The sequence below is a fragment of the Cognatiyoonia sediminum genome (assembly GCF_900129845.1).
GTDB lineage: Bacteria > Pseudomonadota > Alphaproteobacteria > Rhodobacterales > Rhodobacteraceae > Cognatiyoonia > Cognatiyoonia sediminum.
In genome coordinates this window covers 1,222,314-1,246,342 of the sequence record NZ_FQXB01000001.1, presented here as the reverse complement: position 1 = coordinate 1,246,342, position 24,029 = coordinate 1,222,314, and the positions used below count along the sequence as shown (strand labels likewise).

Here is a 24,029-nt window from a genome sequence, read left to right as displayed (position 1 = left end):
TGCTTGCAAGCAGCTTAACGACACAGACTTTTCCATGACCGACGCAGCGAAGTTTTGCCTTCAATCGGCGTGTAAACGCCTTTGCGACGTCCCGTGGTTGCCATCAGATTGCCCATTTCAAAGAGCATCATTAACGCTGTCTGCTAAGAAATATGGGTCTGCCAATGAACCGTTTTGTATTGATGATTGCAGCTGGTTTGCTCGCCACTGTTGGAACTCAAGCTTCAGCTTCGCGCAGCTGCACCACACCTGACAACGTCAATGCTTTGGCGTCTGAGATCGCTCGCGGCGTGAACGCGAGCCGTGCTGCCAATGGGCAAAGCCAAGTGTCTTTCAATCGCAAGTTGGGTCAGGCTGCCATGGCTCATGCATGCGATATGGCGTCGAATGATTTCTTCGGTCATCGCGGTACGGATGGTTCAAACAGCTCGGCCCGCGTTCGAGCTGCAGGGTATAATCACTGCTTAGTCGGTGAGAACCTCGCTTGGGGCTACCCTCGCAGTGAGCAAATCATCTCTGGCTGGATGAACTCAGCAGGCCACAGAAACATCATGCTTCATCCGCGCATTCAGGAATTCGGGATTGGCATCACGATGGGGCCCAAAGGACCAAATTGGGTTCTAGTTGTCGCCAAAAGTTGCTGATCAGACGTCCATCCAAATCGTCACAGGGCCATCGTTAGTCAGGCCGACTTTCATGTCTGCCCCGAACGATCCTGTTTGGGTTGGAATGCCCAGCGCGACGATTTCTTCGATAAACTGCTCGTAAAGTGCGTTGCCTAATTCGGGCGGCGCAGCTTGCGAAAACCCAGGTCGATTGCCTCGAGACGTATCCGCCGCCAATGTAAATTGGCTAACGATCAAGGCCGCGCCACCAATATCAACAATTGATTTGTTCATCTTTCCCGCATCATCGGGGAAAATGCGCAACTTACTGATTTTGGCCGCGAGTTGCCTAGGTTTGGTCTCGTCATCGCCTTGCATGCCACACACTAGGATCAGCAACCCGCGATCAATCGCGCCGATTTTCTCGCCATCGACAACGACATTTGCCGATGAAACTCTTTGTAGAAGCGCTCTCATAGTTCGTTCGCCCAAGGTGGGTTTGCGCCTGCACGGCTGACCGTGATGGCTGCGGCTTTGGCTCCTAATTCTGCCGCACTCACTAGATCAGCGCCAAGTAGGGCGCTTTGGGACAGGCAATTTTGTTGCGATAGTCCTGCAAGGAAACCTGCATTAAAGGTGTCACCTGCGCCAACGGTGTCGACGACGTCGACTTTCTGAGCAGGAACATCCGTCGATCCCGCTTCAGTTAAGATCGTCACGCCATCAGCCCCTCGCGTGAGAAGGACAACTTTGGTCTTGGAGGACAAAAGTGAAGTCGCATCGGTGGACCCTGTCAGCCAGTCAAGATCCTCATCCGACGTTTTCACAATGTCAGACGCAGCCATCATCTTGTTGATCCGCGCCCGATAACGGTCTTCATCCTTGATGAACGAAGGCCGCACGTTTGGATCGATCATCGTCAGCCGAGAAGCAGAGTCGCGCAGCAACAGGGTTTCATAGGCCGTCGCACAAGGTTCAACCACAAGGCTTATACCCCCAAAGAACAGCGCGTCAGCAGTCACTTCAGGTAAGTCATCCACACTCAGTAGCCGACCGGCTGTATTCTCATCGTAGAACGCATAGGACGCGTGGCCGTCGACCAATTTAACGAAGGCAAGCGTCGTTGGGTCATCGCTCCAGTGCACCGGTGACGTATCAACTTTAGACGATGCCAAATGGTCCTTAAGAATTTCTCCAAAAAGGTCATTGGAAAGGCCGGAAAAGAATTGAACGTTTGCCCCTAGGCGGCCCAAAGCGACGGCTGTATTCATGACCGCTCCGCCAGCAAGCGGCGCGAAGCAATCTTCGCCATTTGTGGATTGACGGGGCAGCATATCAATCAGCGCTTCGCCGCAGCATAAAATCATGTCGGGGTCCAATCAGTTATTGGCTGTTAGCGATAACAAATCCGACGCCAATGGCAATGATTAAACCAATCAAGACGGCAAAACCGATTTTCCAAGCCGAATAGGGGCGTTCGCCCTGAACGCGACCTGTCCGACCGTTCACAACAAAACGATAGGTTTCGCCTCGATATTTATATGCGGCGACCCAAACGGGAAGGAGGATATGCTTAAACGTCACGTCCTTCACGGTCGTATCCACGGAGGAGACCCGTTGCTGATCGCCTCCTATGTCATACTTCACATCCCGCAAGATCATACGGTCCATATAGTCACGCGCTTCCTTGAAGCCGTCTTCCAAGTCGACCTGATACCCTTCGGCACGGAAACCCGCCAAAAATTCCGGATTGTAAGGTTCCAGTTCGGACAGGTCCCAGGGCTCAAGTCCATCCGTGTAATTCTTTGGAAGGCTCCGAGACGCTAAAACCAATACATCATCAAAGAAACGAGCGACCCGGCCACTTGCCGAACGCCAGCGTGTCTTCCTGACACGAACTTGCTGGCGCTTGCCGTCTCTCATCACCGTTCGTGTTTCGTAGTAATAGGTGCCGCGCTGGCCGCTATATCGGCTTTTGGTATCTGCATCGAAGGTCCAGTAGGGGACGTAAATGCCGTTCATTTTGCGCCCTTTACGGGCGTATTCACGAAGCCCGTTGGGCGCGAACCAAAGCCCGCCAAGCCAAGATTTTAAAGCACCTCGCGCCTGCTTTTCTTCCATCGCAAAAGGAAGCACACCGCGTGGCTTGATATGGCGATGAAGCCCGGTGTCACTTACGACAGGCGTAGCGCAATAGGGGCATTCTGTTGCGTGGACATCCTTTTGAAACTCGATCTGTGCGCTGCAATTTTGACAGTTAATAACGCGCGTTTCTTCGATTTCTGCGTCAGGCAACTGATCTTGGATCGCGGTGTGAAAATCGAGTTCCTTCAAGCCACCACTCACGTGTGACGGTGTTTCAATGAACTGCTTGTTGCCGCAGTGATCGCACGTGAGCTCTCGCTCGCTTGGATCGTAGCGAAGGTCTGAACCGCAAGCATCACAGGGGAAGCGATGCTCTTCAATAACTGCGTCTGTCATAGGATCATTCGTCGAAAGTTGCTTCTATCCTAAGCGGGCGGTGGAGGGGGAGGAAGCACTGTAAAGAGTTGTGCAAGTTCCTGCACGTCCTCTGCAGGCAACCAGCCATCCTGTCCTTGGGTCCAAACCATGCTTTCGCGCGTGAGTTCGCCGCTGCTTACTTTTTGACCCATCGTCGCCTTGGAAAATGGTCCAGTGACGTTTCCATCCTTTGCGATGTGCCATACGTGCTCCACCGGCGGTGGCGGTGGAGGAGGCGCTGCCGCGGCAGGTTGCGCCGCAGCACCCCAAGGACCTTGGGCCATCTGCTGGGCCATCGCCATGCCCATCCCCATGCCAAGACCGGCACCCATGCCGCCCCCACCATTTGGGTTGGTCGCGGCCGCAGTCATCGCCTCAGCAGCGGAATATTGAGTGAAATTACTCAGATCTCCGGCAAGACCCATCGACGTGCGCTTGTCCAAAGCCGCTTCAACGGCGGGCGGTAGGCTTATGTTTTCAATGTATAGTTCTGGGATCGTCAGCCCGTATTCTTTCATCGTCGGATCGATCGCCGTTGCGATGAGCTTGCCAAGCTCAGCGGTGTTGGCGGCCATGTCCAAAATTGGAATACCTGACTGTGCGATCACTCGGCTGAATTCCTGCACGATGATGTTCCGGATCTGGAAGCTGATCTCGTCCATTGTGAATTCGCCATCGGTGCCGACAATCTCACGCATAAATGTCGCGGGATCAGAGACCTTGATCGTGTAGGTTCCAAAGGCCCGAATACGTGTCGGGCCGAACTCTGGATCGCGGATCATGATCGGGTTCTTGGTGCCCCACTTCAGATTGCTGAAGCGGGTTGTGTTGACGAAATAGATTTCCGATTTGAACGGGCTCTTGAAGCCATGATCCCAATGTTGAAGCGTGGTCATGATCGGCATGTTGTTGGTTTCCAACATGTAAAGGCCTGGTGTGAATACATCGGCAAGCTGACCTTCATGCACAAACACGGCGGCCTGACCTTCGCGGACCGTCAGTTTGGCACCGTATTTGATCTCGTGCCCATGACGTTCAAACCGCCAAACCATTGTGTCGCGAGTTTCATCTGTCCAATGAATGACGTCGATAAATTCGCCGGTTAGGAAATCAAGAATGCCCATCTGTTAGGCTCCTTTCTACTTCATTAACTAGGGGTCGCTGCCGTGATGTCACGGGCGATCATACGTGCAATTGGTGCCGCTTCGGCAGGGGCCATCCCCGTCTCCAAACGCGGATCATATAGGATTTTGAGCAAAAGCTCGCCATGCGTCGTCAAACGACCAAACTCTTCGTCGTCGTTGAAGATAGACGGCCGTGCTTGGGGGCTGTCATTTGCTAACACCAATCCTTGCGCAAGTTCTTCGTGGATACATGCCGTGCGCAACATGTCGGGGTGTTCCGAACGCACCACTGCGACGGCTCGGTCATAGCGCGATGAATCGCCTTCGAAAGACCCTGCCACAACGCATTGCTGATCGCGCGGTGGGCGCAAAAGCGCATTGAGGCCAGAGCGCGCGATGCCGGGAAGGAGCATCTTTATCCTCTCTTCAAAGGCATCCGCGTCATCCACAGACAGGAACATCACATGGAAATTCGGGTTCTCGTCCGTGACAGTGATGTCCAAGCCAGTTAGGCGGGCGAGGCGCTCGGCATAAGCAGTGACTTCGGCACGGTCTTTGATTTTCTGCTCTTCGGTAACTGTCTTGCCGAACACCACAGACATCCGAATTGGTTTTCCCCATCGTCTGAGGTCTGAAAGCGTCGCCTGCGGTTTCAGAAAATCGCCGTCGGTGACGTATTCGTCGAACAGCGCGATCCGGACAAAATTCCGTGTAAGGATGGTGTCCGTAAAGGGTGTGTCCACGCCACCGCCGTCAGTACGTAACAGCCCTTGTGTCAGAAGGTCATTCTGAAGCCTTTGATAGTAGGTCGCCAAAGCGATGCTTTCCTCGCTTGGCGGAACGACTTCTGTTATGCCGCTTACACCGTCAGGGCGTGCATTCGGCCCTTCACTTTCCCAAAGTGGAGAGGTGCATCCGACAAGGCCCACCAGACACAAAGTGCCCAGTGGTTTTTTGGCCTTGTCGATCAGTTTCATAAGCTCTTAATCGCCCGCACCTGCAGCGGTTCCGATGGTATCACCGGTCCCGGTCTGACGTGCCTTAGCGGAAGCGAGCGTTTCTTTAAGCTCATGTTCCATATTCTGAAGCTCTTTTTCAGCTTCAGCGCGTTTGCGTTTTCCTTCGTCTGCGATTTCCAAGCTTTCGTTGATGGTCGCGATCAGGTTTTCGTTCGCCTCTTTGACAGCTTCGATGTCAAACACACCGCGTTCCATTTCCTGGCGGATAACGCTGTTGGCATCGCGCAAGTTGGCCGCGTTGGCTTTAAGAAGTTCATTCGTCAGATCATTTGCGTCACGTACAGCCTCAGCTGCTTCTGCACTGCGCTGGATCGTGACGGCTTGAGCCAACTGAGTTTCCCAAAGTGGTACAGTATTGACCAAGGTGGAGTTAATCTTTGTCACCAGCGACTTGTCATTTTCTTGCACGAGCCGGATGGATGGCAAAGACTGCATCGTAACTTGGCGCGTCAACTTCAGATCATGCACTCTGCGTTCAAGATCGTCCCGCGCCGCGCGTAGATCGCGCAGCTCTTGCGCTTTCATCACGCCTTGGTCTTCTGGCGCCGCTTGCACATCGGCTTCTTTCGCTGGGATTTCATTCGCATCAAGATCGGCGATTTTGGCTTCGCCCGCAGCGATGTAGAGTGCAAGTTCGTCGTAGAAATTGAGCGTCTTTTCGTAGAGCACATCAAGGCTTTCGATATCCTTCAAAAGGACATGCTCATGCCTTAAGAGATCGTCCGTGATCATATCGATTTGACCCTGAACCTCTTCAAATCGCGCAACAAACTTGGCCATGGGCGCTGCGCGGCCGGTCAGACGTTCCCACCAGCTCCGCTTTCTGCGCGTGTCGAGTTCAGAAATCGAGAACCCGCGAATGGTGCTGACGATGTTCCGAAGGCTGTCACCTGCCGGACCAACATCCTTGTTTCGAACGCCTTGCAGCATCGACTGGGAAATCTCTTGCAACTCTGCTTGCGCGTTGGAGCCAAATGAGACGATCGATTGCGTGTCGGTCATATCCAACTCGGCCATACGTTTGTTGATTTCGGCTGAGGTTGCTGTGTCGGCGCCCTCCAGCGAAACCAAGTCACCAGCCGGTTCTGGCAGCACAACGGCTGTCACTTTTTCAACTTCAGCCAAGCTGGCCTGCGCTTGTTCGCGAATAGTCTCAGACATAATAATCCCCCGTATTATTTCAGGCTCACACCCTCGCGCTGCAATCGATCGCGCAGCACTTTGATTTCAATATCCATGTCGCTTCTATCATCGAGCAACATCTTCTCTGTCCTTGCTGCGAAATTTTGCTCAAGGTCTTCCAAAAGGGCTTCGTAATTTGCCCGCGCGTCTGGGTCCGGTTTGCGTTCGTAGAGATCTACAAATTTGACCGTCGCGTCCCGTGCGCCGCGCAGATAGACGCCCAGGTATTTCCGTGCGGCAGTCAAATCTCTCGGGTCTTCTTCGACTGTACGGATCATTCGGCGTGCCGTGGCCTGAAAAGCCGAAACACGGTTTTCCAATTGTCTATCTCTCAGACGTTCTATCTGCGTTTGCATATCTTGAAGATGCTCGTCCGCCTCATCCACGACGCGGGCGACGCGGTCCTGCTGGAACGTATCAATCCCTTCCATGCCCTTATCTTTGAGCGGATCAATACCAAAGGCTGCGACATGCAAAGCTGTTGCAATGGCTCCGTAAAGAACGGAACCAATCACTCCGCTGTCGCCGGAGTAGGCGGCTATACCGATCCCAATGCCAGTCAAAGCGCTGGCAAACATCTTTCGAGGGATCGATGGGCGGCGCGCGACCTTACGGGCATTGTATGCTGCTTCCGCGCGAAGACCTTCACGCAAGAGCCATGCCGCCAACGTCAATATCCCTGCACCTATAAGGGCTAAAACAAGGACAAAAGGCCCATCATTCAGTGATGTGAAGAGAAGCAAAATACCCGGCAAAAACAGAATGTTCGCCCGCGCACCTGCGGCATCAACGACGCGTTCATCGAAGACTGCCTTCTGGGCTGCCTCCGAGCCATCATTTGACCCGTCCGGGCTGTATTTTCCACCGAACCGCTTAGCCATCAGGCCAGTCCCAATAGACCAGCGCAGATGCCAATCATAAGAATTAAGAGTGCCACATAGGCTATGTTCTGAAATGCACTTGGCATATTGTCACCTCTTGCAATCTGAGTGGCCGTTTTTGCGGCTGAAATGGCTGATATTGTGATCAAGATTGCGGCTGTCACCACTAAGATAAGCACCAGTACTAAGATCAATCTAAACACGGTTTAGCCCTCAAATTCACTCCCTACACATATGAATTAAAACAACATTTTCAATTAGTGGCGCGCGGCTTTCCGTTCCGCGTCTAGCTTTCTTTTGTAACCGGTTTGTAGAACTTCGACGATAACCAACACGACGACGGAGAAGTAGAATGTCGCTTTCGACATCGGCACGATTTCGAAGCCAAAGACCTTGAGCGCCAAGTCTTTCGCTTCTTGATGGGGCACACCCATGCTTTCGACACCATGGACGGCAGCTTGGCCGGCTTCACCTAAAAGCACCACACCCACGATCAGAAGGATGAATAGACCAAGTACTTCGTACATACGGTTCGCTTCGAGGAACTCAGAAACCCGGTCCGCTAGCAACAGCATCGCAACGCCGGATAAGCCAATCGCAATCGCTAGAATGATAAAAACATCTGTAATCGCCAGCGCAGAAAGCACTGAATCAAATGAGAAAATTAGGTTCATCATCACGATCAAAGCAACCACCTGAACTGCTGATTTGCTTTCCCGTTTTTCGACATCATGGTCGAGATGTTCGATCGTCAGCATGTGCGAAATCTCTTTCACGGCAGTGTACATCAAAAAGAAACCACCAAAGAGGAATACGCAGGTCGCAAAGTTGACCGCACCCGTCAAAACGCCTTCCCACTCGAAATACCAGAACGGTTCGGACAGCGAAGCCAGAAGCTGGATCATCGTGAACAAGAGAACGATTCGCAATGCCACAGCAATGATGATGCCCCAAGTACGAACCGCTTTCTGCTGGCCTTCTGGTGCGCGTTTGCTTTCGATTGAAATGTAAAGAAGATTATCAAAACCCAATACCGCTTGAAGAAAACACAACATCAAAAGATTGGTCGCGTTTTCCAGCGTAAGAAGATCAGCCATTAATATGTCCCCGGTTGGCTATTTTTGCCACAGCATGCACCGAGGGACAGATTCCAGCAAGGGTTCAACCTTTCCGCTTTTTCCCCATAGTCGGTTTCGCGCCTTTAGTGCGCGTTCTTTGAGGTTTTGGCTTAGGATCAAGGCCAAGTTGGTCCCGCACAACGCGGCGCTTAACTTCTTCGACTTCACCTGATTTGAGGTTTCCAAGTTGAAATGGCCCATAGCTTACGCGGATCAGCCGATTCACGACTGCACCAATCGCTTCCATAGCGCGACGGATTTCTCGGTTCTTGCCCTCTCGCAAAGCGATCGTGAGCCACGCATTCGCGCCTTGCTGGCGATCAAATGTCACATCCATGGGTTGGTAGCGAACGCCTTCGACGGTAATCCCTTTGCGCAACTGCTCCAACTGCGGCTCGGTTACGCTGCCCTTGACCCGAACGCGATACCGCCGAAGCCAACCGGTCGATGGCAATTCAAGCTTGCGTTTGACGCCACCGTCGTTGGTCAGCAACAACAGCCCTTCAGAATTTAAGTCCAAACGACCGACAGACATCACACGCGGCATATCTTCGGGTAGGGCGGCAAAAACCGTATCGCGCCCTTTCTCATCGCGTTCTGTTGTCACCAATCCCGCAGGTTTGTGGTAAAGCCAAATGCGTTCAGCGTCAGGTTCCTTAACAGGTTTCCCGTCAACTGAAATCCGATCCTTCTCAGTCACATTCAGCGCGGGGCTTGTGATTACCTTGCCGTTGACGCTGACTTTGCCGGCTTCGATCAGCCGTTCGGCTTCTCGGCGGCTCGCAACACCGGCACGAGAGAGAACTTTGGCGATCCGGTCGCCGGGAGGAGGAGTATTGCTCATGCCAACGCCATAGGCGACACACCCCCATCTTGGCAATGACATGCTCTTTCATCTTGGCCAGTAAACTCGCGCTGTAGGCATCTGACCTTGCAATTCGCGCCACAAAACGAAATCAAAGCGCATGGCTTTCAAGTCTTACATGGATGTAGCTCTGGAAGAGGCGCGCGCGGCTGCGAACCGGGGCGAGGTGCCGGTTGGCGCTGTCATCGTCGGGCCAGAAGGTATCATTGCGCAAGCCGGCAACCAGACAAGAGAGCTGAATGACCCAACGGCCCATGCGGAGGTGTTGGCGATCCGTGCCGCTTGCCAAGCTTTGGGGCAGGAAAGGCTCTCGGGATGCGATCTCTATGTGACGCTGGAGCCTTGCCCGATGTGCGCCGCCGCGATTTCAAATGCGCGGATTGGTCGTTTGTACTATGGCGCGTCCGATCCAAAATCCGGCGGCGTCGCTCAGGGACCGCGCGTTTTTAGTCATTCGCAGTGCCACCATGTTCCCGAGGTTTATGATGGCATCGCAGCCGAGAACTCAGAGCAATTGCTCAAGGAATTCTTTGCCGAAAGGCGCTAAAGCTCGATCGCTTCCATTACTCGCGGCTCAATTACGTTCACCCCGGGCAGGCCATTCATCAGTTCTTCTGCACTTTGCTCCAAAAGTGGGAATGTCCGATAGTGGCAGGGGATAACAGTTTTGAAGTTGAAATACCGCTTGGCCGCATACGCCGCGCCCTTCATTCCCATTGTATAATGCCCGCCGGCACAAAGGATGCCGATATCCGGATTGTAGAAATCACCCATCCAATCCATGTCAGCCATAATGTCAGTATCGCCTGAGACATAGATCGTATGACCTTCCGCCTCGATCATAAATCCAGCTTCAGTTCCCGCATATTTGTCGCCGCTCGCGGTTTTCATGGACGAGGAATGGCTAGCGGACACCATGGACACAGCAACGTCGCCAATCTTGATCGTGCCGCCCTTGTTGAAATCAATCGTCGGAAGCCCCGCATCCGCGAACGCACCGCAAAGTTCAGGAATGCCGCAGATGGTCGCGCCGGTTTTCTCCGCGATTTCATCAAGTTCTGATGCGTGATCAAAGTGGCCGTGAGTCATCAGAATATGTGTGACGCCCGCGAGGGCCTCATCCATCTGATCGTCAGGAAACAGCGGGTTTCCCGTTAGCCATGGGTCGATAAGAATGGTTTCACCCGCGATTTCGAGGCGAAAACTTGCGTGGCCAAGCCAAATAATCTTCATAGTACCCTCCATCAGCTAAGAATACGTTAACGACACCTGATTGGATTTTAAAGTGGACTGGTTTCAGCAATTTGACGGCTATTGCGAGCGTACGGATCTCACCTATTGGTCTGAGCCTATCAATGCCGTCACCAATTTGGCCTTCATCGTCGCGGCGCTGATTATGTGGCGGCTGGTCGGCCAAAATTTCCGCGCCGGCATCCTCTGTGTCATTCTGTTCCTTATCGGTAGCGGCAGCTATCTGTTTCACACCCATGCCACTGTATGGGCCGGTTTGGCAGACGTCGCGCCCATTGGCGCGTTCATTCTGTTCTACCTCTATCTGGTCAATCGCGATTTGCTGGGCTGGCCACTTTGGGCGGCTCTGCTTGGAACAATTGCATTCCTGCCTTACGCAGCCGCGGTCACAACGATCGCTCAGGCACTGCCGTTCTTTTTCATTTCCAGTTTCTACTGGACCGTCCCGCTCCTCTTGCTAATCTATGCGGCAGCGTTGCGCAAAAACCGCCCCAGACTTGCGCGCGGTTTCTTAGTGGGTGCTGTGATTTTGTCGATCTCCATCACTTTCCGTTCGTTGGACGAAATCCTGTGCGACACCATCCCGTTCGGCACTCATTTCCTCTGGCATTGCCTCAATGCTGTGATGTTGGCCTATATGATCCATGTCTATGCGCGCCACGTCCTTGCAGACCGCCCTCAGCCTCGCTAAACGCGTCTCATCAGATTGACCGGAGACAGATATGTCCATCGACACCGAAACCGCCCGGCGGGTTGCCAAATTGGCCCGCATAAAAGTGGAAGATGACGCGTTGCCCGCCTTGGCGCAGGAATTCAGCGCAATCCTTGGATTTATTGAGCAATTGAATGAGGTTGATGTCGACGGTGTTGAGCCAATGACGTCCGTAACGCCGCAGCGCCTGAAGCGTCGCGAAGATGTTGTCACCGACGGTGATCAACAGCCGAAAGTTCTGGCAAATGCGCCGGACAGTCGTGAAGGGTTCTTTGCTGTTCCGAAGGTGGTTGAATAATGAGCGATCTGACGAAACTCACTCTGGCCCAAACCCGCGATGCGATGCGCAAAGGCGATACATCGAGCGCTGAAGTTACGGGCGCATATTCAAAGGAAGTTGAAGCGTCTGGCGCATTGAACGCCTATGTCGAAGGCACACTTAATATTGCAGCGGATCAAGCCAAAGCCGCTGATCAACGCATCGCCGAGGGTGACGCCCCTGATATGTGTGGCATCCCACTCGGGATCAAAGACTTGTTCTGCACCAAAGGCGTCAAATCCCAAGCCGCGTCCGGCATTCTGGATGGCTTCAAGCCCGAATATGAATCGACCGTCACAAGCAAACTGTTCGATGCAGGCGCCGTGATGTTGGGTAAGCTCAACATGGACGAATTCGCCATGGGTTCGTCCAACGAGACCTCTGTTTATGGCAATGTGGTCAACCCGTGGAAAGTGGATGATCGCGACCTGACACCGGGCGGATCGTCTGGTGGGTCTGCCGCTGCTGTAGCGGCGGATTTGTGCGTCGCGGCAACGGGTACAGACACCGGCGGATCCATTCGCCAGCCAGCGGCATTTACCGGCATCACAGGTATCAAGCCAACTTACGGGCGGGTCAGCCGTTGGGGTATTGTCGCTTTTGCGTCGTCACTCGACCAAGCGGGTCCGATGACTAAAGACGTGCGTGATGCTGCGATCATGCTCGAAGCGATGTGCGGGCATGATCCCAAAGACAGCACCAGCGCGGATTTGCCCGTGCCAAACTTCGAAGCCGCGCTGACCGGCGACATCAAAGGCAAAACCATTGGTATTCCAAAAGAATATCGCATGGACGGTATGTCTGCAGAGATCGAGAAATTGTGGTCAGACGGCACGGAGATGCTAAAAGACGCTGGGGCCGAGATCAAAGATATCAGCCTCCCGCACACAAAATATGCGCTGCCGGCGTATTATGTGATCGCGCCAGCCGAGGCGTCTTCAAACCTCGCGCGCTATGACGGTGTACGCTTCGGTCACCGCGCCAAGCTCGACGCGGGCGACGGCATCACCGAGATGTACGAAAAGACCCGCGCCGAAGGATTCGGGGCAGAGGTTCAGCGCCGCGTGATGGTCGGTACTTATGTACTCTCTGCCGGCTTCTACGACGCTTACTATAACCGCGCTCGCAAAGTGCGCGCGTTGATCAAACAGGACTTCGAAAAGGTCTTCGCTGATGGTGTCGATGCCATCCTGACACCGGCAACACCGTCTGCGGCCTTTGGGTTGGGCGAGAATATGGACCCGATCCAGATGTACTTGAACGACGTGTTCACGGTAACGGTCAACTTGGCAGGATTGCCAGGGATCGCCATTCCTGCTGGTTTGGATGCGTCTGGCCTTCCGCTCGGTCTTCAGTTGATTGGTCGTCCTTGGGAAGAGGGCGATCTGCTGAATGTTGCATACTCACTCGAACGTGCAGCTGGCTTTGTGGCCAAACCGGATAAGTGGTGGTAATTTACAGTAGGCCGAGCTGATTAGGGGAACATTGTGAGACTTCTTGTAGCGTCTTCCGCGATTGTAACACTTTTGGCCGCTTGTGCCGGTCCAGTCCCTGATAGTGGTCGCGGCGTTGGGTTTTCCAACTATTCAGAGTTTGAACGCCAACGTGCGGAGCGTGAGGCTGCTTTAACGGGTGTTCCGGTGGTCGATGAAACGTCCGCACAGCCTACGCCACTCAATTCCGGCACCATAACGTCCGAGGAATTGGCTGCAGTTGGCATCGGACAATCGCAAGGTGTTGGTGCGCCGTTGTCTGCGATTTCTGTTCCTCAACCTGCGCCCGAAACAGGCCGGATCGCGGGCGTAGAAGCGTCGCCGGACAACCCAGCTCCGGAGCTTGCCAGCAATCCAGCGATTTCAGACGAGCAGGATTTCAGCGCCGTGTCCTCTCGAGAGAGCATCGAAAGCGATGCGGAACGCCGTGCTGCGCAAGCCGCTGCGCGTCAGCAAATTGAACCCACAGCTCTTCCAACGCGATCAGACAACACCGGGCCGAACATCGTTGCCTATGCGCTTAACGCGCCGAACCAGAAGGGGCAGGAATGGTATAGCCGTTCGCTTCTGTCAGGTGAATCTCGGTTCCAGCGCAATTGCGCCAGTTACAACACGCCTGACGATGCACAACGCGACTTCCTCGCGCGTGGCGGGCCAGAACGTGATCCGCGTGGCATTGACCCCGATGGGGACGGTTTCGCCTGCGGATGGGATCCCGCACCGTTCCGACTGGCAGCGGGCAACTGAGGCTAACCACCTATAAATCCCCCAATTTCGGTCCGCGCCGAGGTGTAGACCGACCCGATATCGTGGTCATCCACTACACGGCGACCGCTTCTACTGAAGCCGCTCTGAAGACCTTGTGCGACCCCGAGGCGGAGGTTTCAGCGCACTATCTGATCGATCAAAGCGGAGAGGTTTTGTCACTTGTCCCAGAGGTGATGCGGGCTTGGCACGCGGGGGCGGGGCAGTGGGGTAAGACCAAAGATGTGAATAGTCATTCCATCGGAATAGAGTTGTCGAATTCTGGATTTGAGCCATTTGCAGCCGCTCAAATGGATGCGTTGGAAGAACTCCTCGGTGGGATTTTCAAAAGATGGACCATACGACCGGAACGCGTGATTGGTCATTCCGACATGGCACCAGGTCGGAAAATTGACCCCGGCGTGAGGTTTGACTGGCTCCGATTGGCTTTGTCTGGATTTGGCGTTTGGCCAGAAGGTGGAAACGCCAACGGCAGCTTTGAAGCTTCGATGAAACGTTTTGGCTATACAGCTCCGCAGACGGAAGAGCAGTTGCTCAACAGCTTCAGAAGGCGGTTCCGCCCTCATGCGACTGGCCCGCTTGACGACATCGATCGCGCAATGATCGCGAACCTCGCGCAACGCTTCCCCGTTGACGCAAACGCCACTTGGGTTTAGGCGCACACTTGCGCGGATGGCTGGATGATCGCGGCACCGGACTTGATCTGGGGTCGAGGAAAGTCCGGACTCCACAAAGCAACGGTGCCGGGTAACGCCCGGCGGGGGCAACCCCAGGGAAAGCGCCACAGAGAACAGACGGCCTTGCGTGCAAGGTCACGGTGAAACGGTGGGGTAAGAGCCCACCGCGCGAGCGGCAACGTAAGCGGCACGGCAAGCCCCACCAGGAGCAATGCCAAATAGGGACCTCGCGTGGGCAACCACGGGGTGGCTTTAACCCCAGATGGTCCGGGTTGGCAGCTAGAGGGTGACTGGCAACAGGCACTTTAGATGAATGATCATCCATAGGGGGAACCCTAGGACAGAATCCGGCTTATAGGCCATCCGTGCGCATTCGTCTTCTTCCGAAGAGCCCTGTGTTTTCACGGCCATGAGTCGCGATAAGCCCACGTTTTGATCGACGCGCCTAATTTCTAGGCTATCATCTCTCTGGGGACCGCAATGGGCGGCCGATTCCTTTACTTTGGGTCGGCCTATCGGACGTTATGTGGCGTCGGATACCTAATCATCAGGGGGATAAAGAATGAAACACCTTACCACTTTGGCAGCCGCCTTTACGGTCTCTGCCAGCGCAGTCTTTGCGGATGGGCACAGCACTGATGTTGCCTTCGCATTGGATTGGAAATTTGAAGGGCCGTCTGCCCCGTACTTTGCCGCCATCGACAACGGCCACTTTGAAGAGGCCGGCTTGGCTGTTGAAATCACGGCTGGTTCAGGTTCGCTTGATGCAATTCCGAAGGTTGCCACCGGCGCTTTCCCAATAGGTTTCGCGGACATCAACAGCTTGATCCGCTTTCTCGACCAGAATCCTGGGGCACCAGTCACAGCCGTTATGATGGTCTATGACAAACCGCCTTTCGCCGTTATTGGGCGGAAATCTCTCGGTGTTTCGGAACCGTCAGACCTTGAAGGCAAAGTACTTGGTGCGCCTCCACCAGATGGCGCATGGGCCCAGTTCCCGATCTTCGCGGCTGAAAACGACCTAGATGTCGACGCAATCACCGTGGAGCCCGTTGGTTTCCCAACACGCGAACCCATGCTTGCCGAGGGCAATGTCGCTGCGATCACAGGGTTTTCTTTCAGTTCTTACCTGAACCTCGTGCGCCTCGGCATTCCTGAGGACGACATCTCGACCATTTTGATGGCTGACAACGGCCTCGATCTTTATGGTAACGCGATCATCGTGAACACAGATTATGCATCAGAAAACCCTGGCGTCGTCAGCGGGTTTCTTGGCGCAGTTGCAATGGGTTGGAAAGACGCCATTGCTGATCCGGCATCTGTGATGCCAGCGCTCATCGAGCGCAACCCAGCGGCTGACTCTGATCTAGAACAGCGTCGTCTGCAACTCGCGATCGATGCGAACGTCATGACCGACTACGTGATGGAAAACGGGATGGGAACGATCGACGCAGACCGCATGGCTGCTGCGATTGAGCAGATCAAAATCGTTTATGAGTTCCAGAACGAACCAGATGCGAGCCTGTATTTCACAGATGTGTATCTGCCCGATGGTGGGTTCCCAGTTCAGTAGTGCAGATTAAGGGTGGGGGCTTTGTCCCCACCTGAACCAAAGAATACACATGTCTCCACTCATTGATATCAAAGGCGTCAAGCACGCCTATTCCACAGCGGACGGCCCGCTGCCTGTCTTGGACGGCCTAGATGTGACCGTCGAAGAGGGGGGCTTTTGTGCGGTTGTCGGGCCATCTGGTTGCGGAAAATCGACGCTCACGCGGTTGGTTGCTGGCCTAATGATGCCGGATGAAGGCGAGGTCTGGCTGCACGGCGAGCAGGTCAAAGGGCCGCGCTCTACCGTAGGCATGGCGTTTCAAAACCCTGTTCTCTTGGAGTGGAGGACAATTCTGCAAAACGTCCTGCTTCCGTTGGAAATCGTGCCCAATGCCTTGAAAGGCAAAGCGGCTGAAGATCGGGCGCGGTTTCTTCTATCGCTCGTCGGTCTGGAGGGGTTCGAGGACAAACGGCCATCCGAACTTTCAGGCGGGATGCGTCAACGTGCATCGCTGTGCCGCGCGCTCGTTCACCAACCGGATGTTTTGATTCTAGACGAACCGTTCGGCGCATTGGATGCCTTCACCCGCGAAGACCTTTGGCAGACCATGCACGATGTGAAAGCTAAGGAGCCCTTTACTGCGATCCTCATCACCCACGATCTGCGCGAGTCCATTTTTTTGGGCGATCAGGTGGTCGTACTTTCCGGTAGGCCGGCGCGAACCCAATATGTGATGAATATTCCCCGCTCCGACAAACCAACTCTGGACGATCTCTATACGTCGGAAGCTGCAGATCGTTTGGCGATCCTGCGGCAGCAGATCGAGATAGCCCAAGGGCGAACCGAAGCGGAGGTCGAAGGATGAACCCGACATTCCGCAAATTTTTTGTCCCTTTCGTTGCGATCGTCATCTTCCTTGCGCTCTGGGAGGGATTGGTCTGGGTCATGGGGTGGCCGAACTACAAAATGGCCTCTCCGAGCGACTTGATACCCGCGTATCAGCGGTATTGGGATCTGTTCTTGATCATGGGCTGGCAAACGCTCTGGCGAACGGTGGTTGGCTTGATCGTAGCAATCATTGTAGGCACTGCGATCGGTATGATCATGGGGTTCTCACGCACAATGCGCGATGCGCTTTACCCGCTGCTTGTTGGCTTCAACGCCATTCCAAAGGCGACAGTCGTACCCATAGTCGCGTTGATGTTTGTCGGTGCGCATGACTTCAACACCATCTTGATCGCATTCATGATTTCCTTCTTTCCAATTGCGGTCTCGGTCTCGATTGGTCTGTCGACCTTGGAACCGGAGTATCGCGATATCTTGCGGTCGCTCGGCGCATCGCAAACGACAATCTTTTGGAAAATCGCATTGCCCAAGACACTTCCAGAGTTTTTCGGGGCGTTGAAAGTTGCCGTTACTCTCGCATTTATTGGGACCAACCTTATGGAAATCGTGAGCCCGCACGGTCGGGGCCTTGGTGCTTTGTTCGACAGCGGTAAAACGAATTCGGACTACCCATTGATGTTCGCAGTCCTGATCGCTCTCGCCGCATTGGGGATCGTTCTCTACTACGTTGTGGTTTGGTTGGAACGCACCTTTGCTGGTTGGGCGGAGCGTGAATCCCACTAGAATCCAATCTTCTATCCGACGAAGCCACGAAAAAAGCGGCGCAATTGGCGCGCCGCTTTGTTTTTTTCGGGCTTGTGGCTTACCCAAAGGCCACGCCGTCGTCGCGCCAAACCGCAACAACAGAAGAACGCGGGTGCCCTTCACCATCTGGCCAGCTTCCGCCTGGGTGCTGAACACCGACAAAGGCAACCTTCTTGTCGAGTGACCAAGTTAGACCGGTCACTTCAGCGCCGTAAGGGACCGTCATGAAGCGCGCGATTTCGCCGGTCTCCGGATCGCCCACAAGCATCTGGTTGTTGCCCATGCCTGCGAAATCTTCTTCGTTCTTGTAGTTCCCATCTGTCTGGATCCAAAGCAACCCATCAGAAGAGAACGCCATCCCGTCAGGTGAGTTGAACATGTTGCCAGGTGTTACGTTGTCAGAGCCACCATATTCGTTGTCATAGACCTCTGGATTGCCCGCCATGACATAGAGATCCCAAGTGAAGGCATCCGATGCATGGTTTTCATCCGCAGGTGTCCAACGTACGATCTGACCATAGTTATTGGTCTCGCGTGGGTTAGGTCCGTTGACCGGAGTTTCGTCACCACCTGCATTTGGCTTCACTCCACGGTTCTTGTTGTTGGTGAGCGCACAATAGGCTTCGACCTTCACTGGGTTTGTGGCAACCCACTCGGGGCGGTCCATCGTCGTGCCACCTGCGGCAGAGGCCGCCATACGCGTGAAACAAAGGACTTCAGCCACCTCCATATCAACCGTTTCAGGTGTCAAAGGCAGCCACTCGCCAGTCATGTCGTCATTGAACTTCGCGACATAAAGAGTGCCATCATCCAGCAAACCTTCGGTTGGTCCGCCTTCTTCATAGGTGCCGTTGGAGACATAGCGGTAGAGATATTCGCCACGCTCATCATCGCCCATGTAAACAACGACACGACCATCAGACGCGTGGGCCATGGACGCATTTTCATGCTTGAAACGGCCAAGTGCTGTGCGTTTGATTGGTGTGGAGGTTGGATCGCTTGGGTCGATTTCAGTAATGAACCCATGACGGTGTGGCTCGTTCGGCTCGTTCGAGATGTCGTAACGCGGATCGAACTTTTCGTAGGCATAACGACCTTCGCCACCGATGCCGTAGCGAGCATAGCCTTCGCCCGCAGGTTCTTCGCCAGTTGCGCCGAAGTAGCCGTTGAAGTTTTCTTCGCAGGTCAGGTAGGTGCCCCAGAGCGTGCGACCGGAACCACAGTTGTTCATAGTCCCTTTGACAGCCATGCCTGTTGGATCAGCAGCCGTTTTGACCAGTTCATGGCCGGCGAGGGGGCCTGCTAGGACCATATCGGTTTCGTGGGTGATACGACGGTTGTAAGGGCTGTCGACGACAATCTCGTAACCGTTGCCGTTGTCCGCCACTTCCATAACTGTGACGCCTTGGAGGTTCTTAAGCAGCTGCACTTCGTCTGCGTTCTGGGGTGTGCCCTCGGAGGCAGCGGGCAGGTTGATTTTCGGGTTCACGTATTCGGAGTTGACCGCGATAACCTCTTTTCCATCGACGTCGAAGAGCTCCATTCCGTCCGTGTTTTCACCGAAAACCTTTTCTGACATGTCGAGCGGCACGCCTGTTGCTGCGGAATAGGCGCCGTCTGCGTCAGAGAAGAGGGGATCGCCCCAGCGGGCGAGGATTTTGGTGGAGTAGCCTTTGGGCACATGCACCTCGAAGTCGGTTGCGATGTCGATGGGTGTGAAGTTGAATTTTGCATGGCCGCCTGCTTTCGCCGCTGTGGTTGTTGAGAAGAGGCCGGTTCCAAATACGGCCGCCCCTGAACCGAATGCCAAGGCCCCGCCCAGAAAACCGCGGCGCGAGACCGCGCGCTCAACCACGGCATCAAATTGGTTTTCGTCTGGGCGCGGATCGCGCATTTCGTCAAAGTCGTCCCATGACATGTCGATGTGAGAAGTGTCGTCCATTTTTTCCTCGCGAGTCTTTTTGCTAAGTCGGTTGCGAGAGCAGCAATTGCTCTGCCTTCCGAATGACAGTCTGCGGGGAGTCTGTTTCAGCCGTGTGACATTCCAGATTCAAAAATATGACAAGCAAAATTCAGCGGAGCCAACAAATCGCAAGCTCTGGCATTGACTCGCTGCGAGACCTTAGTAAAAGGCAGCTTCCAAGAGATTTCACGCAGGGCGATAGCGCCCGCGATCAGGAGACGGACCATGGCGAAGCCAACCACTATCAAAATCCGCCTGAACTCCACCGCGGGGACAGGCCACTTCTATGTGACAAAGAAAAACGCGCGTACAATGACCGAAAAAATGGTTGTTAAGAAGTACGACCCAGTCGTTCGCAAGCACGTTGAGTACAAAGAAGGTAAGATTAAGTAATTTGATCCCGACTTTGAGTTTTGAAGAAGCCACGCAGTTGCGTGGCTTTTTTGTTTGTGGCCAGCCGACACTTTCGGGGAGATATATTTGCCACGATGAACGAGCGGAGCCGGACCCTTTGACGAGGCCCGAAAACGAAAAAGGGCTGGTCAATCGACCAGCCCTTTGTCTTTGGTTTATGCGTGTCGCTTATTCGCGGCTGCCAAACAGCTGCAGCAGGAACATAAACATATTGATGAAGTCGAGGTAGAGGTTCAGCGCGCCCATAATAGCCGCTTTCGCCAACCACTCGCTGTCACCGCTTGTTGCATGTGCGAGATAAGTGTTCTTGATGTTCTGAGTGTCGTAAGCGGTCAGACCTGCAAAGATCAGAACGCCGAGCATAGAGACCGCAAACATGATGGCAGGTGACGCCAGCCAGATGTTAACGATGGACGCAACGATCAGACCAATCACACCCATAATCAAGAATGAGCCCCAGCCGGAGATATCTTTCTTAGTGGTATAGCCCCACAGAGAAAGACCCGCGAAGGCGATGGATGTGATCAAGAAAACCTGAATGATCGAAAAGCCTGTGTAGACTGCGAAAATCCAGCTGATTGATGCGCCCATTGCTGTCGCAAATGCATAGAAGAACAATTGTGCTCCGGCTGCGGACAGGCGGTTAATCATCGCGCCAAAGGCGAAAACCATAACCAATGGAGCGAACATGATCACCCATTTCAATGGGCTCGTCCAAAGTGTTGCACCGAACTCGGTCAGGTATGTGTTGGCACCGATCTGGTAAGGTGTCGGATCGGTAGACATTGCCAAGCCGGACAATGCCCATGCTGCCAAAGCTGTGATCACCATGCCAACTGACATCGTGCCGTAGACTTTGTTCATGTGGGCGCGAAGACCCTCATCGATCTCTGCCGTGCGGACACCGCCCGCCGTACGGATCGTTTGATATTCAGCCATTGAGACCTCCAATTGAAAAACGCTGGTGTGCCGATTTCTCAGCAGACTTGGCCTAGATATTGGCGTTTTCACCCTGTTTTTCAACTGTAGAGTGGTGCGACAAGGCACAGAATTCGTCAAATTGTGCCGGTTTGTCGCACCTAAACTGACTTAGCGACGCTGTGACCAGTTTTCAGGCAGATCCCAAGCAGGTCTAGCTGCTTCTTTTTGGGCCTGATCTGGCGTAATGCCGATGTCCTTGAGCTGGGCATCGGAGAGCTTTGAGAGTTCAAAACGCTCTTTGCGAAGCGTCTCGAAAGAAAAGAGGCGCTGGAAGAAAGAGATTTTGGAAGCCGAAGGGCGGGAGGTGATGGCGATGTTCAAAGCAGTCATTGGTTCGTCTTTCGTGATATGATTCTCATGTTGCATTCGGATACTTGATATATCGGTGCGATTAATGTATTAGTGAAATGAATGTTTGATGATATTTATATCAAGGATTGTGATGTAATGCGAAACTTGGATATGACGGCTCTTCGCTCCTTTGTCGTGGTCGCTGATACTGGCGGTGTGACGAAAGCGGCCGGATTTCTAAATCTCACTCAATCCGCCGTTTCGATGCAGTTGAAACGCCTAGAAGAGTCTCTGAACGTTGCTTTGCTAGATCGTTCGTCTCGGGCCATCGCCGTTACGCCAGCGGGCGAACAACTTCTCAGCTATGCCAGACGGATTCTTGATCTCAATGACGAGGTCTATGGGCGGCTAACGTCAGTCGAATTTGAAGGCGAGGTGACACTCGGTGTGCCGCATGACATCGTTTATCCAGCGGTTCCTCAGGTCCTTCAAAAGTTCGCGACGGCTTACCCCCGTGTTCGGGTCCAGCTGTTGTCGTCCTTTACGCGCGGTTTGAAAGCCCAATTCGCGCGCGGCGAGGTTGATGTCATTCTTACAACTGAGAGCGGGTTGGAGCCGGGGGGAGAAACATTAGTATCCGCCCCGCTCGTTTGGGTCGGTGCGCCAGGCGGGTCTGCTTGGAAAAACCGACCATTGCGCCTTGCTTACGAAAACAACTGCTTCTTCCGTGCGGGAGTCCAACGCCGGCTAGATGAGGCGGGTATTCCTTGGGATATGGCGGTCGAAAGCAACAACACTCGGACAATCGAGGCGACCGTTAGTGCTGACCTTGCGGTCCACACGATGTTGGAAGGCACGGAGCCACGGTATTTCGAACGGATCCATCATGGTGGTGCGCTGCCAGAACTTGGCGGGATGAACATCAACATGTATTGCCGGGAACACGGCAACAATCAGGTTCTGGAAGATCTCTGCGCGTTCATCACCAATGCATTTAGAAGAGCGCCGGTAGACTTGCCCGAGGCCGTTACGGCTTAACCACAACTTTTCCGGTGGATTTTCGTGCCTCCAAAATGTCGAGTGCCTCTTTGCTCCTTTCCAATGGAAAGACGTGGCTAACATGAGGTTTCAATTTGCCTTCATCGTACCAGTTCATGAGCTCTTCTAGGCTGGCGCGTAGGACATCTGGCGCGAACTTGAGGTAGCCGCCCCAATAAAAGCCAATGACCGTTATATTCTTTACAAGAATATGGTTTGCCGCGATTTGCGGGACATCACCACTCGCAAAGCCGATAATGATGACGCGTGCTTCTCGATTACAGGCGCGTAGTACCGATTTGAATTGATCGCCTCCTATTGGATCATAGACCACGTCGGCACCGCCATGCGACTTAACCACCTCCCGAATATCAACGTCGTCGCTGTCATAGGCGAAATCGGCACCAGCCTGTTTGGCGGTTTCAACTTTGCTCGCGCCCCGCGCAAAGGCGATGACCGTTGCCCCCAATAGCTTCCCAACTTCTACAGCAGTTAAACCAACGCCCCCTGCCGCGCCGAGAACCACCAAAGTTTCGCCGGCTTTCAATTTTGCTCGATGCGTTAGAGCAAGATGAGAGGTGCCGTAAGCGACTTGAAAACCTGCTGCAGCTTCGGCTGGCATATCCGGACCGACCTTGCAGCAAAGTTCTGCAGGGAACACGCCGTATTCTGCCAAGCCTCCTCGGCCGCCAAAGACTGCCACGCGATCTCCAATTTCTAAGCCTTGGGCGTTTGGGCCGAGCTGTTCCACGGTACCGCACACTTCCAATCCCAACGTAAACGGCGGCTCGGGAGTGTCCTGGTATGTTCCTTTGCGCATCAGAAGGTCTGCGAAATTGAGACCGCAGGCCTCAGTTTTTATGAGAATTTGGCCGTCTGTTGGCACTGGAACCGGTACATCGGTTAGCTCCAAGTGACCGTCAAAATCTAAGACCTGATAGGCTTTCATTTTTTGATTTCCCTCTTAAGGCGAGTTGTGCTTAACGGACCCATTGTGATTTTCGTCCGATTTTCTGTTGTTTTGTTCGATTATTGGCCAAATATTAAAATTTGGGCGGATAACCTATCCTTTAGTTAGATGTTACTAATGCAACCATTGCGTGGTGCCCCTTCAACCCGAGATAACCGCTGCACTAAACGCCACCACTCATGCGCGTAAGTGAAGTGAACGGAGCCAGAGTTTGTTCCAAGCGCTGACCGAATAGGAGAAGACATGAAGCATCCAGTCGATGTTTACGTAGGTAAACGCATTCGTCACCGCCGTTGGATGAACGGCACGACCCAACAACAGTTGGCAGAGGCCGTCGGTATCAAATTTCAGCAAATCCAGAAATACGAAACGGGGATGAATCGTGTCAGCGCGTCGCGCCTTTGGGATATCTCTAAGGTCTTGGATGTGCAGATCTCCTACTTCTTTGAAGGCTTGAATGATTCTGTCGAAGAAAGCAACGCAGGCGGTGGGGTCGCGGGCGATGTTTTGACGGATAAAGAAGCGTTGGAGCTTTTGCGTTCTTACTATGCGATCCCAGAAAATCAGCGCCGTCGTTTGTTTGATCTTGCAAGGGTCCTCAGCGACGCCGCATAAGGTTTGGGAAGGCGCAAGGGAAGCGCCAACCTAATCATTGGA

The 24,029-nt window shown here is 53.8% G+C and carries 27 protein-coding genes and 1 other RNA gene; 14 read left to right on the top strand and 14 right to left on the bottom strand.

Translation table 11 applies throughout. The annotated features are described in order from the left end of the window. The first annotated feature begins 164 nt into the window (after nucleotides 1-164). On the top strand, nucleotides 165-644 hold the full coding sequence (locus BUA85_RS06250; protein ID WP_083526219.1) for a CAP domain-containing protein: 480 nt from the start codon (nucleotides 165-167) through the stop codon (nucleotides 642-644). Here BUA85_RS06250 and dtd read toward each other — a convergent pair whose 3' ends face one another. The 9 genes from dtd to BUA85_RS06200 form a co-directional block, all read right to left on the bottom strand. Then, entirely contained in the window at nucleotides 645-1,082 is a 438-nt protein-coding gene (dtd, locus tag BUA85_RS06245; RefSeq protein ID WP_072899972.1) for a D-aminoacyl-tRNA deacylase, read from the bottom strand. Further along, a complete protein-coding gene (locus tag BUA85_RS06240; protein ID WP_072899971.1) occupies nucleotides 1,079-1,972 on the bottom strand; it encodes a carbohydrate kinase family protein in 894 nt (297 codons plus the stop codon). Before BUA85_RS06240 ends, dtd begins: the two co-directional genes overlap by 4 nt. A gap of 16 nt (nucleotides 1,973-1,988) precedes the next feature. Next, nucleotides 1,989-3,086, bottom strand: a complete 1,098-nt coding sequence (locus BUA85_RS06235; protein ID WP_072899970.1) for a TFIIB-type zinc ribbon-containing protein — start codon at nucleotides 3,084-3,086, stop codon at nucleotides 1,989-1,991. A 29-nt stretch (nucleotides 3,087-3,115) separates the two neighbouring features. Continuing rightward, nucleotides 3,116-4,231: an SPFH domain-containing protein gene (locus tag BUA85_RS06230; protein WP_072899969.1), complete on the bottom strand. Its 1,116-nt coding sequence runs from the start codon at nucleotides 4,229-4,231 to the stop codon at nucleotides 3,116-3,118. A 23-nt stretch (nucleotides 4,232-4,254) separates the two neighbouring features. Then, nucleotides 4,255-5,208, bottom strand: a complete 954-nt coding sequence (locus BUA85_RS06225) for a DUF2927 domain-containing protein (RefSeq protein WP_072899968.1) — start codon at nucleotides 5,206-5,208, stop codon at nucleotides 4,255-4,257. Between the two features lie 6 nt (nucleotides 5,209-5,214). After that, entirely contained in the window at nucleotides 5,215-6,411 is a 1,197-nt protein-coding gene (locus tag BUA85_RS06220; RefSeq protein ID WP_072899967.1) for a toxic anion resistance protein, read from the bottom strand. Between the two features lie 14 nt (nucleotides 6,412-6,425). Continuing rightward, nucleotides 6,426-7,313, bottom strand: a complete 888-nt coding sequence (locus BUA85_RS06215) for a 5-bromo-4-chloroindolyl phosphate hydrolysis family protein (RefSeq protein ID WP_072899966.1) — start codon at nucleotides 7,311-7,313, stop codon at nucleotides 6,426-6,428. Nucleotides 7,314-7,570: 257 nt separating this feature from the next. Beyond that, complete coding sequence (locus BUA85_RS06205) at nucleotides 7,571-8,410, bottom strand: TerC family protein (protein ID WP_072899964.1); 840 nt, start codon at nucleotides 8,408-8,410, stop codon at nucleotides 7,571-7,573. Between the two features lie 64 nt (nucleotides 8,411-8,474). Next, on the bottom strand, nucleotides 8,475-9,275 hold the full coding sequence (locus BUA85_RS06200; protein WP_072899963.1) for a pseudouridine synthase: 801 nt from the start codon (nucleotides 9,273-9,275) through the stop codon (nucleotides 8,475-8,477). 121 nt (nucleotides 9,276-9,396) lie between these two features. On the opposite strand from BUA85_RS06200, the gene BUA85_RS06195 reads away from it, so the two are divergent. Then, nucleotides 9,397-9,843, top strand: coding sequence for a nucleoside deaminase (locus BUA85_RS06195; protein WP_072899962.1), 447 nt, complete (start codon nucleotides 9,397-9,399; stop codon nucleotides 9,841-9,843). On the opposite strand, the gene BUA85_RS06190 is transcribed toward BUA85_RS06195, so the two are convergent. Continuing rightward, on the bottom strand, nucleotides 9,840-10,529 hold the full coding sequence (locus BUA85_RS06190) for a metal-dependent hydrolase (RefSeq protein WP_072899961.1): 690 nt from the start codon (nucleotides 10,527-10,529) through the stop codon (nucleotides 9,840-9,842). The two genes, BUA85_RS06195 and BUA85_RS06190, sit on opposite strands and share 4 nt — an antisense overlap. Nucleotides 10,530-10,581: 52 nt before the next feature. On the opposite strand from BUA85_RS06190, the gene BUA85_RS06185 reads away from it, so the two are divergent. The 9 genes from BUA85_RS06185 to BUA85_RS06145 all read left to right on the top strand — a co-directional run bounded on the left by BUA85_RS06185 (nucleotide 10,582) and on the right by BUA85_RS06145 (nucleotide 17,694). Then, entirely contained in the window at nucleotides 10,582-11,238 is a 657-nt protein-coding gene (locus tag BUA85_RS06185; protein WP_072899960.1) for a ceramidase domain-containing protein, read from the top strand. 31 nt (nucleotides 11,239-11,269) lie between these two features. Beyond that, nucleotides 11,270-11,557 carry an Asp-tRNA(Asn)/Glu-tRNA(Gln) amidotransferase subunit GatC gene (gatC, locus tag BUA85_RS06180; protein WP_072899959.1) on the top strand — a complete coding sequence of 96 codons (288 nt, stop codon included), beginning with the start codon at nucleotides 11,270-11,272 and terminating at the stop codon, nucleotides 11,555-11,557. Next, on the top strand, nucleotides 11,557-13,032 hold the full coding sequence (gene gatA, locus BUA85_RS06175) for an Asp-tRNA(Asn)/Glu-tRNA(Gln) amidotransferase subunit GatA (RefSeq protein ID WP_072899958.1): 1,476 nt from the start codon (nucleotides 11,557-11,559) through the stop codon (nucleotides 13,030-13,032). The genes gatC and gatA overlap by 1 nt, the downstream gene beginning before the upstream one ends. Nucleotides 13,033-13,065: 33 nt before the next feature. Beyond that, on the top strand, nucleotides 13,066-13,818 hold the full coding sequence (locus tag BUA85_RS06170; RefSeq protein WP_242649000.1) for a hypothetical protein: 753 nt from the start codon (nucleotides 13,066-13,068) through the stop codon (nucleotides 13,816-13,818). Continuing rightward, on the top strand, nucleotides 13,779-14,492 hold the full coding sequence (locus BUA85_RS06165; protein WP_110559051.1) for an N-acetylmuramoyl-L-alanine amidase: 714 nt from the start codon (nucleotides 13,779-13,781) through the stop codon (nucleotides 14,490-14,492). The genes BUA85_RS06170 and BUA85_RS06165 overlap by 40 nt, the downstream gene beginning before the upstream one ends. A gap of 12 nt (nucleotides 14,493-14,504) precedes the next feature. Then, nucleotides 14,505-14,884: RNase P RNA component class A (gene rnpB, locus BUA85_RS06160), an RNA gene on the top strand. 191 nt (nucleotides 14,885-15,075) lie between these two features. Next, nucleotides 15,076-16,086: an ABC transporter substrate-binding protein gene (locus BUA85_RS06155; RefSeq protein ID WP_072899956.1), complete on the top strand. Its 1,011-nt coding sequence runs from the start codon at nucleotides 15,076-15,078 to the stop codon at nucleotides 16,084-16,086. Between the two features lie 49 nt (nucleotides 16,087-16,135). Beyond that, nucleotides 16,136-16,930: an ABC transporter ATP-binding protein gene (locus BUA85_RS06150; RefSeq protein WP_072899955.1), complete on the top strand. Its 795-nt coding sequence runs from the start codon at nucleotides 16,136-16,138 to the stop codon at nucleotides 16,928-16,930. Further along, a complete protein-coding gene (locus BUA85_RS06145) occupies nucleotides 16,927-17,694 on the top strand; it encodes an ABC transporter permease (RefSeq protein ID WP_072899954.1) in 768 nt (255 codons plus the stop codon). The genes BUA85_RS06150 and BUA85_RS06145 overlap by 4 nt, the downstream gene beginning before the upstream one ends. A 79-nt stretch (nucleotides 17,695-17,773) precedes the next feature. Here BUA85_RS06145 and BUA85_RS06140 read toward each other — a convergent pair whose 3' ends face one another. Continuing rightward, a complete protein-coding gene (locus BUA85_RS06140) occupies nucleotides 17,774-19,657 on the bottom strand; it encodes a PhoX family protein (RefSeq protein WP_072899953.1) in 1,884 nt (627 codons plus the stop codon). A 246-nt stretch (nucleotides 19,658-19,903) separates the two neighbouring features. Between BUA85_RS06140 and rpmG the strand changes: the two genes are divergently transcribed. Then, complete coding sequence (rpmG, locus tag BUA85_RS06135) at nucleotides 19,904-20,071, top strand: 50S ribosomal protein L33 (protein WP_058315632.1); 168 nt, start codon at nucleotides 19,904-19,906, stop codon at nucleotides 20,069-20,071. A gap of 189 nt (nucleotides 20,072-20,260) precedes the next feature. Here rpmG and BUA85_RS06130 read toward each other — a convergent pair whose 3' ends face one another. Further along, entirely contained in the window at nucleotides 20,261-21,031 is a 771-nt protein-coding gene (locus BUA85_RS06130; RefSeq protein WP_072899952.1) for a Bax inhibitor-1/YccA family protein, read from the bottom strand. 150 nt (nucleotides 21,032-21,181) lie between these two features. After that, complete coding sequence (locus BUA85_RS06125) at nucleotides 21,182-21,403, bottom strand: DUF1127 domain-containing protein (RefSeq protein WP_072900444.1); 222 nt, start codon at nucleotides 21,401-21,403, stop codon at nucleotides 21,182-21,184. An 81-nt stretch (nucleotides 21,404-21,484) separates the two neighbouring features. On the opposite strand from BUA85_RS06125, the gene BUA85_RS06120 reads away from it, so the two are divergent. After that, nucleotides 21,485-22,402, top strand: a complete 918-nt coding sequence (locus BUA85_RS06120; protein ID WP_072899951.1) for a LysR family transcriptional regulator — start codon at nucleotides 21,485-21,487, stop codon at nucleotides 22,400-22,402. Here BUA85_RS06120 and BUA85_RS06115 read toward each other — a convergent pair. Beyond that, nucleotides 22,392-23,351, bottom strand: a complete 960-nt coding sequence (locus BUA85_RS06115; protein WP_072899950.1) for an NADPH:quinone oxidoreductase family protein — start codon at nucleotides 23,349-23,351, stop codon at nucleotides 22,392-22,394. The two genes, BUA85_RS06120 and BUA85_RS06115, sit on opposite strands and share 11 nt — an antisense overlap. Nucleotides 23,352-23,615: 264 nt before the next feature. On the opposite strand from BUA85_RS06115, the gene BUA85_RS06110 reads away from it, so the two are divergent. Continuing rightward, complete coding sequence (locus BUA85_RS06110) at nucleotides 23,616-23,987, top strand: helix-turn-helix domain-containing protein (protein WP_072899949.1); 372 nt, start codon at nucleotides 23,616-23,618, stop codon at nucleotides 23,985-23,987. Nucleotides 23,988-24,029: the final 42 nt, after the last annotated feature.

Excerpts from the sequence above, each read along its gene's own strand:
- gatC (WP_072899959.1), top strand. The coding sequence starts at position 11,270 with ATGTCCATCGACACCGAAACCGCCCGGCGGGTTGCCAAATTGGCCCGC.
- BUA85_RS06120 (WP_072899951.1), top strand. The coding sequence starts at position 21,485 with ATGTTTGATGATATTTATATCAAGGATTGTGATGTAATGCGAAACTTG.
- rpmG (WP_058315632.1), top strand. The coding sequence starts at position 19,904 with ATGGCGAAGCCAACCACTATCAAAATCCGCCTGAACTCCACCGCGGGG.
- dtd (WP_072899972.1), bottom strand. The coding sequence starts at position 1,082 with ATGAGAGCGCTTCTACAAAGAGTTTCATCGGCAAATGTCGTTGTCGAT.
- BUA85_RS06150 (WP_072899955.1), top strand. The coding sequence starts at position 16,136 with ATGTCTCCACTCATTGATATCAAAGGCGTCAAGCACGCCTATTCCACA.
- BUA85_RS06155 (WP_072899956.1), top strand. The coding sequence starts at position 15,076 with ATGAAACACCTTACCACTTTGGCAGCCGCCTTTACGGTCTCTGCCAGC.
- BUA85_RS06250 (WP_083526219.1), top strand. The coding sequence starts at position 165 with ATGAACCGTTTTGTATTGATGATTGCAGCTGGTTTGCTCGCCACTGTT.
- BUA85_RS06225 (WP_072899968.1), bottom strand. The coding sequence starts at position 5,208 with ATGAAACTGATCGACAAGGCCAAAAAACCACTGGGCACTTTGTGTCTG.
- BUA85_RS06190 (WP_072899961.1), bottom strand. The coding sequence starts at position 10,529 with ATGAAGATTATTTGGCTTGGCCACGCAAGTTTTCGCCTCGAAATCGCG.
- BUA85_RS06115 (WP_072899950.1), bottom strand. The coding sequence starts at position 23,351 with ATGAAAGCCTATCAGGTCTTAGATTTTGACGGTCACTTGGAGCTAACC.
- BUA85_RS06110 (WP_072899949.1), top strand. The coding sequence starts at position 23,616 with ATGAAGCATCCAGTCGATGTTTACGTAGGTAAACGCATTCGTCACCGC.
- BUA85_RS06205 (WP_072899964.1), bottom strand. The coding sequence starts at position 8,410 with ATGGCTGATCTTCTTACGCTGGAAAACGCGACCAATCTTTTGATGTTG.
- BUA85_RS06130 (WP_072899952.1), bottom strand. The coding sequence starts at position 21,031 with ATGGCTGAATATCAAACGATCCGTACGGCGGGCGGTGTCCGCACGGCA.
- BUA85_RS06145 (WP_072899954.1), top strand. The coding sequence starts at position 16,927 with ATGAACCCGACATTCCGCAAATTTTTTGTCCCTTTCGTTGCGATCGTC.
- BUA85_RS06235 (WP_072899970.1), bottom strand. The coding sequence starts at position 3,086 with ATGACAGACGCAGTTATTGAAGAGCATCGCTTCCCCTGTGATGCTTGC.
- BUA85_RS06195 (WP_072899962.1), top strand. The coding sequence starts at position 9,397 with ATGGCTTTCAAGTCTTACATGGATGTAGCTCTGGAAGAGGCGCGCGCG.
- BUA85_RS06125 (WP_072900444.1), bottom strand. The coding sequence starts at position 21,403 with ATGACTGCTTTGAACATCGCCATCACCTCCCGCCCTTCGGCTTCCAAA.
- BUA85_RS06215 (WP_072899966.1), bottom strand. The coding sequence starts at position 7,313 with ATGGCTAAGCGGTTCGGTGGAAAATACAGCCCGGACGGGTCAAATGAT.
- BUA85_RS06140 (WP_072899953.1), bottom strand. The coding sequence starts at position 19,657 with ATGGACGACACTTCTCACATCGACATGTCATGGGACGACTTTGACGAA.
- BUA85_RS06230 (WP_072899969.1), bottom strand. The coding sequence starts at position 4,231 with ATGGGCATTCTTGATTTCCTAACCGGCGAATTTATCGACGTCATTCAT.
- BUA85_RS06240 (WP_072899971.1), bottom strand. The coding sequence starts at position 1,972 with ATGATTTTATGCTGCGGCGAAGCGCTGATTGATATGCTGCCCCGTCAA.
- BUA85_RS06220 (WP_072899967.1), bottom strand. The coding sequence starts at position 6,411 with ATGTCTGAGACTATTCGCGAACAAGCGCAGGCCAGCTTGGCTGAAGTT.
- BUA85_RS06200 (WP_072899963.1), bottom strand. The coding sequence starts at position 9,275 with ATGAGCAATACTCCTCCTCCCGGCGACCGGATCGCCAAAGTTCTCTCT.
- gatA (WP_072899958.1), top strand. The coding sequence starts at position 11,557 with ATGAGCGATCTGACGAAACTCACTCTGGCCCAAACCCGCGATGCGATG.
- BUA85_RS06165 (WP_110559051.1), top strand. The coding sequence starts at position 13,779 with ATGGGATCCCGCACCGTTCCGACTGGCAGCGGGCAACTGAGGCTAACC.